This window comes from Mesorhizobium sp. M7A.F.Ca.AU.001.01.1.1 (assembly GCF_004022735.1).
Lineage (GTDB): Bacteria > Pseudomonadota > Alphaproteobacteria > Rhizobiales > Rhizobiaceae > Mesorhizobium > Mesorhizobium ciceri.
This window is the reverse complement of the sequence record NZ_RZPF01000227.1, coordinates 1-8,565: the sequence shown is the minus strand read 5'-3', so window position 1 is coordinate 8,565 and position 8,565 is coordinate 1. Positions and strand designations below refer to the sequence as shown.

Sequence of the window (8,565 nt, the reverse complement as noted above, 5' to 3'; positions counted from 1 at the left end):
GCTTGAACTGCGGTCCACCATTGAGCGCCTGGAACTGCACGCCGTCGAGTTCGAACGTGGTCACCAACACCTTGCCTGCATCGGCGTGGCCTTCGGGCCAACGCATCACGCTCAGCACCTTGGAATTCTTGAAGATGGAGACGTAGAAGTTCATGGCCTCTTCGGCTCGGCCGTCGAACCACAGGCAGGTGGTGATCTTTTGCATGTCGTGCTCCTCGTGCTGTTTCGGTCGCTGTTCCTGTGAAACGGCTGACTCCGAATATGGTGCCATCTCCTTGCCGTCTGCCCAAGGACGGACATGCAGCGCGCCATCCGACAGTGCCACGCATTTTTTTGAGAGAATCTGGCGCATTGCAAAATTGTGGCCAGACCATACTTGCGCGTCTATAACGCCTGCGGTCCGAATTCAGCTCCGCCGCGCCAACCCCTGGGCTGCGGCCAGCCACCAAGGAAAAAACATGCCTGCCTATCGTTCCCGCACCACCACCCATGGCCGCAACATGGCCGGCGCTCGCGGCCTCTGGCGCGCCACCGGCATGAAGGACTCGGATTTCGGCAAGCCGATCATTGCGGTGGTCAACTCCTTCACCCAGTTCGTGCCGGGCCATGTCCATCTGAAGGATCTCGGCCAATTGGTCGCGCGCGAGATCGAAAAGGCCGGCGGCGTTGCCAAGGAATTCAACACCATCGCCGTCGATGACGGCATCGCCATGGGCCATGACGGCATGCTCTATTCGCTCCCGTCGCGCGAGCTGATCGCCGATTCTGTCGAATACATGGTCAACGCGCATTGCGCCGACGCCATGGTCTGCATCTCCAATTGCGACAAGATCACGCCCGGCATGCTGATGGCCTCGTTGCGCCTCAACATCCCGACCGTCTTCGTCTCCGGCGGTCCGATGGAAGCCGGCAAGGTGGTGCTCGCCGGCAAGACGCAGGCGCTCGACCTGGTCGATGCCATGGTCGCGGCCGCCGACGACAAGATCTCCGATGAGGACGTCAAGGTCATCGAGCGCTCGGCCTGCCCGACCTGCGGCTCCTGCTCGGGCATGTTCACCGCCAATTCGATGAATTGTTTGACCGAGGCGCTTGGCCTGTCGCTGCCCGGCAACGGCTCGACATTGGCGACGCATGCCGACCGCAAGCGTCTGTTCGTCGAGGCCGGCCACCTGATCGTCGATCTCGCCCAGCGCTATTACGAACAGGACGACGAAACCGCACTGCCGCGCAACATCGCCTCGAAGGGCGCTTTCGAGAACGCCATGACGCTCGACATCGCCATGGGCGGTTCGACCAACACCGTGTTGCATATCCTGGCTGCCGCGCATGAGGGCGAGATCGATTTCGATCAGGACGACATCGACGCGCTGTCGCGCAAGGTGCCGGTGCTGTGCAAGGTTGCGCCCGCCAAGTCCGACGTCCACATGGAAGACGTCCACCGCGCCGGCGGCATCATGGCCATCCTCGGCCAGCTCGACAATGCCGGCCTGCTCAACCGCGACCTGCCGACGGTGCATACGTCAACCCTGGGCGAGGCGCTCGACCATTGGGACATTTCCCGCACGACCAGCCAGAGCGTGCGCGATTTCTTCCTCGCCGCCCCTGGCGGCGTGCCGACACAGGTCGCCTTCAGCCAGGAGCGCCGCTGGGACGAGCTCGATCTCGACCGCGAGAAAGGCGTTATCCGCTCGACCGAACATCCCTTTTCCAAGGATGGCGGCCTTGCCGTGCTGAAGGGCAATCTGGCGCTCGACGGCTGCATCGTGAAGACGGCGGGCGTCGATGAATCGATCCTGAAATTCACCGGCCCGGCCCGCGTGTTCGAAAGCCAGGATTCGAGCGTCAAGGCGATCCTGTCCAATGAGATCAAGGCCGGCGATGTCGTCGTCATCCGCTATGAAGGACCGCGCGGCGGCCCCGGCATGCAGGAGATGCTCTATCCGACCAGCTATCTGAAGTCGAAGGGCCTCGGCAAGGCCTGCGCTCTGATTACTGACGGCCGCTTCTCCGGCGGCACCTCGGGTCTGTCGATCGGCCATGCGTCGCCGGAAGCTGCCGAAGGCGGTTTGATCGGACTGGTGCAGGAGGGCGATACGATCGAGATCGACATCCCGAACCGCAGCATCCGCCTGGCTGTCGATGAGGCGGAACTCGCTGCGCGCCGGGCGGCGATGGAGGCCAGGGGCGCCCTGGCCTGGAAGCCTGAGGAAAAGCGCAAGCGCAAGGTGACGACCGCCTTGCGCGCCTATGCCGCCATGGCCACCAGCGCGGCCAAGGGCGCGGTGAGGTTTGTGCCGGAGTGAGGTTTCTTCCTTCTCCCCTGTGGGAGAAGATGTCGCCGCAGGCGACGGATGAGGGGTGGTCCAGAGAACACCGACGTCTCACTCCGCTGGAACACCCCTCATCCGTCTCGGCGCCGCGCGCCGATCCACCTTCCCCCACAAGGGGGGGGAAGGGAAGAGAAGTGCTACGGCATCAACTGATACTCATAGAGCTTCTGATAGAGCCCGCCCTGCTTGAGCAAGGCCTTGTGCGGGCCGCTTTCCACCACCTTGCCGGCTTCGAGCACCACGATTGTGTCGGCCTGGTGCACGGTCGACAGACGGTGCGCGATGACGATCGTCGTGCGGCCTTCCGTCAATTGCTGCAGCGCGTCGCGGAACAGCGCTTCCGATTCGGCGTCGAGCGCGCTGGTCGCTTCGTCCAGCAGCAGGATCTCCGCATTGCGCAGCATGGCGCGTGCGATCGAGATCCGTTGGCGCTGGCCGCCCGACAGTAGGCCGCCATTCTCGCCGACATCCGTCTCGTAGCCTTTCGCCTGCGCGCTGATGAAGTCATGCGCGTTGGCCGCCTTGGCGGCGGCGATCACCTCATCGTCGGTCGCACCCTCGCGCCCAAGCCGGATGTTGTGCATGATGGTGCCGGCAAACAGGAACGTATCCTGGCTGACATAGGCGATCTTTTCCCGCAGCGATGCGAGCGTCGCATGGGAAATATCCTGACCGTCGAACAGCACCCTGCCGCTCTGCGGATCATACATGCGCATGATCAGGTTTAGAATCGTCGACTTGCCGCCGCCGGAAGGCCCGACCAGCGCCGTCATCTTGCCGGGCGCAAGCGTCAGATCGAACCTGTCCAGCACCGGCGGCCCTTTCTGATAAGCGAAGTCGACGGCGTCGAACCGGATCTCGCCCGGTCCGGCCAGAAGCGGCTTCGCGTCCGGCTTCTCGACCAGAGTGAGCGGCTGGTCGGCGAGCTCGAACATCATGCGCACGCCGACAATGCCGCTTTCCAGCGATATGCGTACGCGCGCAAGGCGCTTTGCCGGCTCATAGGCAAACAGGAGCGCCCCGATGAAGGCCATGATGTTTCCCGGCATCTGGCCGCCCTGCAAGACCAGGAAGCCGCTGACGAAGATGGCCCCGGCAATAGCCAGCCCGGCCAGCGTCTCCATCACCGGGCTTGTCGCAGCCTCCAGCGTCGCGATGTTATTGGCCCGGTTCTCGACGTCCGACACGGCCTTGTACATGCGGTTGCGCATCGCGCCTTCGAGGTTGAAGGATTTGACGACGCGCACGCCGATTGCCGTTTCCTGCATCACCTGCACGATCTGGCCGACCGAGCGAAACTCCATCGCGGCGAACTTGCGAACACGTTTCAGGATGCGGTTGACCCCGTAGATAGCCAAGGGGCCGACGACGAAGCAGATTATAGACAAGGCTGGCTGCTGCCAGACCATGACTCCTACCAGGACGACCAGCGACAACAGATCGCGCACATAGGACGTGACAACGAGGTCGAGCACGTTGCGTGCCGCCTGCGCATTGTTGGTCATGCGTGTGATCAGGTCGGACGACGAGGTCGAATGGTAGAATTCGATGCCTTGCGCCAGGATGCGGTCGTAGATCTTGCGCTGGCGGTCGGCGATGATGGCGTTGCCGACACGGCTCATGAAATAGGCCTGAATGAAGTTGGCGAGGCCCTTGAGGATGAAGATCGTGGCGACCCCGCCCGCAATCAGGTTGACCCGGTCAATCCGCTTGAAGACTACGAATTCGTCGGTGATCTCTTTGAGAATCCAGGCGCTGGCGCCGGTCGTGGCGGCCACCACAAGCATCGACAAGATCGCGGCGCCGTAGCCAAACCTGTGCTGATAAAAGGATTCCCGGATCAACCTCGCGACGAGGCGCTGGTTTTCCGTCGAGCGGAAGAAACGAAACAAACGGCGGATCCTTGAAACCGGGACAACGAAGGCGGCTTATAGAGGGAGTTGCGGCCGGATGAAACCATCCGCGGCCGCCGCGGACAAATCGCTGTTGCAAGCGGCATCGACGGGATGCGATTTTCAGCCTCGGCTATATCAGATGATTCTTTTGACGGGATGACGACGGATGGATTTCGACCTTATCGTTCGCGGCGGCACACTGCCTGATGGCAGGGTTGCCGACATCGGCATCAACGGTGAGACGATCGCGGCGATCGAGCCCGTTCTCCAGGGTTCCGCGCGGACCGAGGTCGACGCCCGTGGCAATCTGGTCTCGCCGCCCTTCGTCGATCCGCATTTCCACATGGATGCGACGCTCTCCTACGGCATTCCGCGCATCAACGCTTCGGGTACGCTGCTCGAAGGCATTTCGCTGTGGGGCGAGTTGAAGCCGCTTTTGACGCATGAGGCCGTGCGTGATCGCGCGCTGGCCTATTGCGACTGGGCGGTGTCGATGGGCCTGCTCGCCATCCGCACCCATGTCGATGTCTGCGATGACCGCCTGCTGGCGGTCGAGGCGTTGCTCGAGGTCAAGAAGACGGTCGCTCCCTACATCGACCTGCAATTGGTCGCCTTCCCGCAGGACGGGTTTTATCGCTCTCCATCGGCGCGTGAAAACACCATCCGCGCGCTCGACATGGGCGTCGACATCGTCGGCGGCATCCCGCATTTCGAGCGCACCATGGCCGACGGCACGCGCTCGGTAACGGAGCTGTGCGAGATCGCGGCCAGCCGCGGCCTGATGGTCGACCTGCATTGCGACGAGACCGATGATCCGCTGTCGCGCCATATCGAGCAGCTTGCCTATGAGGCGCAGCGTCTTGGTTTGCACGGCAAGGTCGCCGGTTCGCACCTCACCTCGATGCATTCGATGGACAATTACTACGTCTCGAAGCTTTTGCCGCTGATCGCCGAGGCCGGCGTCTCGGTCATTCCCAATCCGCTGATCAACATCATGCTGCAGGGCCGCCACGACACCTTCCCGAAGCGCCGCGGCCTGACCCGGGTCAAGGAAATGCTGGCGCTCGGCATTCGCGTCGGCTGGGGCCAGGATTGCGTGCTCGATCCCTGGTATTCGCTGGGCACCGCCGATATGCTCGATGTCGCCTTCATGGGTCTGCACGTCGCTCAGATGTCGAGCCCGGCAGAGATGGCGCGCTGCTTCGACATGGTCACCAACGTCAATGCCGCGATCATGGGCCTCGATCATCTCGGCCTGGCGGTCGGCAAGCGCGCCAGCCTGGTCGTCCTCGATGCCGGCAATCCGGTCGAAGCCCTGCGGCTGCGCGCCGAGCGCCTGTGCGTCATCGCCAGGGGCAAGGTGGTGGCGGAGCGGACGAAGCAGGAAACCAGGCTGTCCATCGGCGGAAGGCCGGGAATGGTGAACCGGCGGCACATATCCAGCTAGATACAGCCGATTCCCGGCGCTGGTCTTACCCATTGCCCGAATTCTCCTCGTCAAGGCAGCCACTTCCGTCTACGACGCGGCTTACTAGGGAGGAATCGGGATCGGCATGACGCAGCCCGTGGCGCAGAATTCGACGATCAGGAATGTGCTTTTGGCCGGCATTCTGTTGATGCTGGCCGGCGATTTCCTTTTTGCGCTGAACGACGCCATGGGCAAATGGCTGGTCGCCAGCTTCTCCGTCGGCCAGGTGGTGCTGATCCGCTCCATCGGCGCCTTCTTCGTGCTCGGCCCGATGATCGCCAACCAGGGCCCGGCCAAGCTGTTTCGCATGGAACGCCTGGAGCTGCAGCTGCTGCGGGTGGTGATGACCACGCTCGACACCGCGCTCTTCTATGCCGCCGTGGTCTATCTGCCGCTGGCCGATGTGATGAGTTTCTACATGGCGGGGCCGATCTACGTCGCGGCACTCTCGCACCTCTTGCTTGGCGAAAAGGTCGGCTGGCGCCGCTGGATGGCGATCCTGCTCGGCTTCTGCGGTGTGCTGATCATGCTGAAACCGTCGTCGGCGGCGTTCTCGCTGTCGTCAGGCTTTGCGCTGGTGGGCAGTATCTCCTTCGCCTTCGCCATCATCCTCAACCGCCGGCTGCGCGGCACCAGCGACACCAATCTGGTGACATGGCAGACCATCGGCACGCTGCTGATCGGCGGCGTGCTGAGCATCGGCGCCTGGCAGACGCCGTCGGCGCTCGATCTCGGCGCCATGCTGCTGCTCGGCATCGTCTCCTGCGGCGCGCATCTGATGATCACCAGGGCGCTCAAGCTGGCGCCGGCCTCGACGCTGGCGCCGCTGCATTACACGCTGCTGCTGTGGGCGGTGGTGTTCGGACTGGTGTTCTTCGGCGACGTTCCCGGTCCGCGCATCCTGATCGGCTCGGGCATTGTCGTTCTCGCCGGCCTGTTCATCTTCCACCGCCAGAAAGTGGTCGAGACCACCGTGCCGCCCGAAAACGTGCCGAAGGGCGTGAATTAGTCCAGGCTCACCCCCGGCGGATCGCCGCCAGATGCCGTGAAAACTCGGACGTCTCCATCAGCGCCTTGCAGCGCGCGAACCGCCCGTCGGCATAGGCGCGAAAATCATCGACCGGGTTGTTGTTGGCGAGCTGGATCAGCCCCCACAGCGTCCATAACAGGTCGCACATCGCCTTGTAGATGACGATGCGGCCGCGCTCCGCCGGCCTCGCCTCGCCGCCGAAATAGGCGCGCATCATCTCTTCGTCTTGCGCCAGATCGAATTTACCTTCCACGGAGAGGTCGCCAAGGTCCCAGAGCGGGTCGTTCATGCCCGAATATTCCCAGTCGACGATCCACATCCGCTCGCCCGTATCGAGGAAGTTCTCGCACAGCGGATCGCAGTGGCAGGCAACGATCGGCAGCGGATGGGCGGCAAGTGCCGAGCGCACGGTTTCCGCCTCGCGCACCACGTCATGATAGCCGGCGGGCAGGGCGATCTCCTTGGTGGACAGCACCTTGAGATAGTCGTCGATCATCGCAAACAGCTCGAAGCGGAAGGGAAACACCGCGCCTGAATTGTGCAGCTTGCGAAAGGCCTCGCCGGCGCGGGCTGGACTGCCCGGCCGAACCTTGAATTTCTCCTCCGACATGGTTTCGGCGCCGGCGATGTAGCGTGTCACCATCAACCCGGTGCCGGCATCGACATGCAGCACCTCGGGACTGACCCCTGCTTTTGCAGCTTCGCGTGCAGCCACCGCTTCGTTGGCCCGGTTGATGTATTCCTCGGTGCCCTTGCCGGGAATGCGCAGGCAGAAGTCGCCGGCCTTGAAGACGAGGTTGGTGAGGCCGCCCAGCCGTTCCAGCGGCCCGCTGTAGCCGGCCAGCATGGGAATGGCGTCCAGTGCCGCGCGCGCCTAGTCTGTAATCATGCCTGCGCCCCCACACACTGTTATTTGTCGCGGCAACGGTTCCACAATTTTCGCGCTTTGGCTATCATCACTGCGAGATCAAAAATTGGCGGACTGGATCAAAGTGGCGGACAACAAACATCAGGGTGCGCTTGGCGCGGCCTACGCGGCAAAGCGGCCCGAAGAGGTCGCCGCACTTTATGATCGTTGGTCGCAGACCTACGACGCCGACATGTCGGCCGCCGGCTATCGCCATCCGACGATCTGCCTTGCGCTGCTGACCCGCCATCTGCCGCGCGGTTCAGCACCGCTGCTCGATGCCGGGGCCGGCACCGGTCTCATCGGCGAATGGCTTGATATTGCTGGTTACCCGCAAGTCGAGGCACTCGATATTTCGCAAGGCATGCTGGATCAGGCAGCCCGCAAGGGTGTCTATTCCGCGCTCCATTGCCTGGCGCTGGGCGGTCATCTGCCCTTTGCCGATGATGCCTATGCCGGAGTGATCTCGGCCGGCGTCTTCACATCAGGTCATGTTGGCGTCGAGGGGCTGGACGAACTGATCCGCATCTGCCGGCCGGGCGGCATCATCGTGCTGACGGTCAAGAACTCGCTGTGGGATCAGGGCTTCGCCACGCGCGTCGCTGAGCTCGAGGCGCAGGGCCTCGTCACCCGCGTCGAGGAAACGCGCCCTTATGTCTCGATGCCCGGCGAAGCCGACACCGTGCCCAGCCGCGGCCTCGCACTGCGCGTGACCTGACCTACGCTTTGACCCTCGCGCCTGCCGGGTCGTACATCGGCTCGAGGTGGATCTTGGCCGGCGTCCTCTCCATCGCAACCACCAGTTCGTAGTCGCCCGAGGCGAGAAAATCGTCGCTGACCCCGTCGGCGTTGCGCACGTAGCCGTAGCCGATGGTCTTGCCCAGCGTATAGCCATAACCGCCGCTGGTGAGATAACCGACCGGCTCGCCATTGCG

Annotated in this window: 8 protein-coding genes; 4 read left to right on the top strand and 4 right to left on the bottom strand. The window is 63.1% G+C overall.

The features are described 5' to 3' along the window. The coding region (locus EN884_RS39550; protein WP_245491936.1) for a VOC family protein at positions 1–352 on the bottom strand (352 nt) is incomplete at its 3' end. A gap of 106 nt (positions 353–458) precedes the next feature. On the opposite strand from EN884_RS39550, the gene ilvD reads away from it, so the two are divergent. Beyond that, the gene (gene ilvD / locus EN884_RS15790; RefSeq protein ID WP_063169914.1) at positions 459–2,303 is read left to right on the top strand and encodes a dihydroxy-acid dehydratase; all 1,845 of its coding nucleotides are present in this window, start codon (positions 459–461) and stop codon (positions 2,301–2,303) included. 164 nt (positions 2,304–2,467) lie between these two features. Here ilvD and EN884_RS15785 read toward each other — a convergent pair whose 3' ends face one another. After that, entirely contained in the window at positions 2,468–4,222 is a 1,755-nt protein-coding gene (locus EN884_RS15785; protein ID WP_013528036.1) for an ABC transporter ATP-binding protein, read from the bottom strand. A gap of 169 nt (positions 4,223–4,391) precedes the next feature. Here EN884_RS15785 and EN884_RS15780 point away from each other — a divergent pair, with 169 nt between their 5' ends. Then, positions 4,392–5,672, top strand: a complete 1,281-nt coding sequence (locus tag EN884_RS15780) for an amidohydrolase family protein (protein WP_063169915.1) — start codon at positions 4,392–4,394, stop codon at positions 5,670–5,672. A gap of 106 nt (positions 5,673–5,778) precedes the next feature. Beyond that, positions 5,779–6,702, top strand: a complete 924-nt coding sequence (locus EN884_RS15775) for a DMT family transporter (protein WP_063169916.1) — start codon at positions 5,779–5,781, stop codon at positions 6,700–6,702. 7 nt (positions 6,703–6,709) lie between these two features. Here EN884_RS15775 and EN884_RS15770 read toward each other — a convergent pair whose 3' ends face one another. Continuing rightward, positions 6,710–7,570 carry a phosphotransferase family protein gene (locus tag EN884_RS15770; RefSeq protein WP_063169917.1) on the bottom strand — a complete coding sequence of 287 codons (861 nt, stop codon included), beginning with the start codon at positions 7,568–7,570 and terminating at the stop codon, positions 6,710–6,712. 145 nt (positions 7,571–7,715) lie between these two features. Here EN884_RS15770 and EN884_RS15765 point away from each other — a divergent pair, with 145 nt between their 5' ends. Continuing rightward, the gene (locus tag EN884_RS15765; protein ID WP_063170453.1) at positions 7,716–8,348 is read left to right on the top strand and encodes a class I SAM-dependent methyltransferase; all 633 of its coding nucleotides are present in this window, start codon (positions 7,716–7,718) and stop codon (positions 8,346–8,348) included. A gap of 1 nt (position 8,349) precedes the next feature. Here the strand turns inward: EN884_RS15765 and EN884_RS15760 are convergent. Beyond that, positions 8,350–8,565: glycine cleavage T C-terminal barrel domain-containing protein (locus EN884_RS15760; protein WP_281034830.1), on the bottom strand; the 216-nt coding region annotated here is incomplete at its 5' end.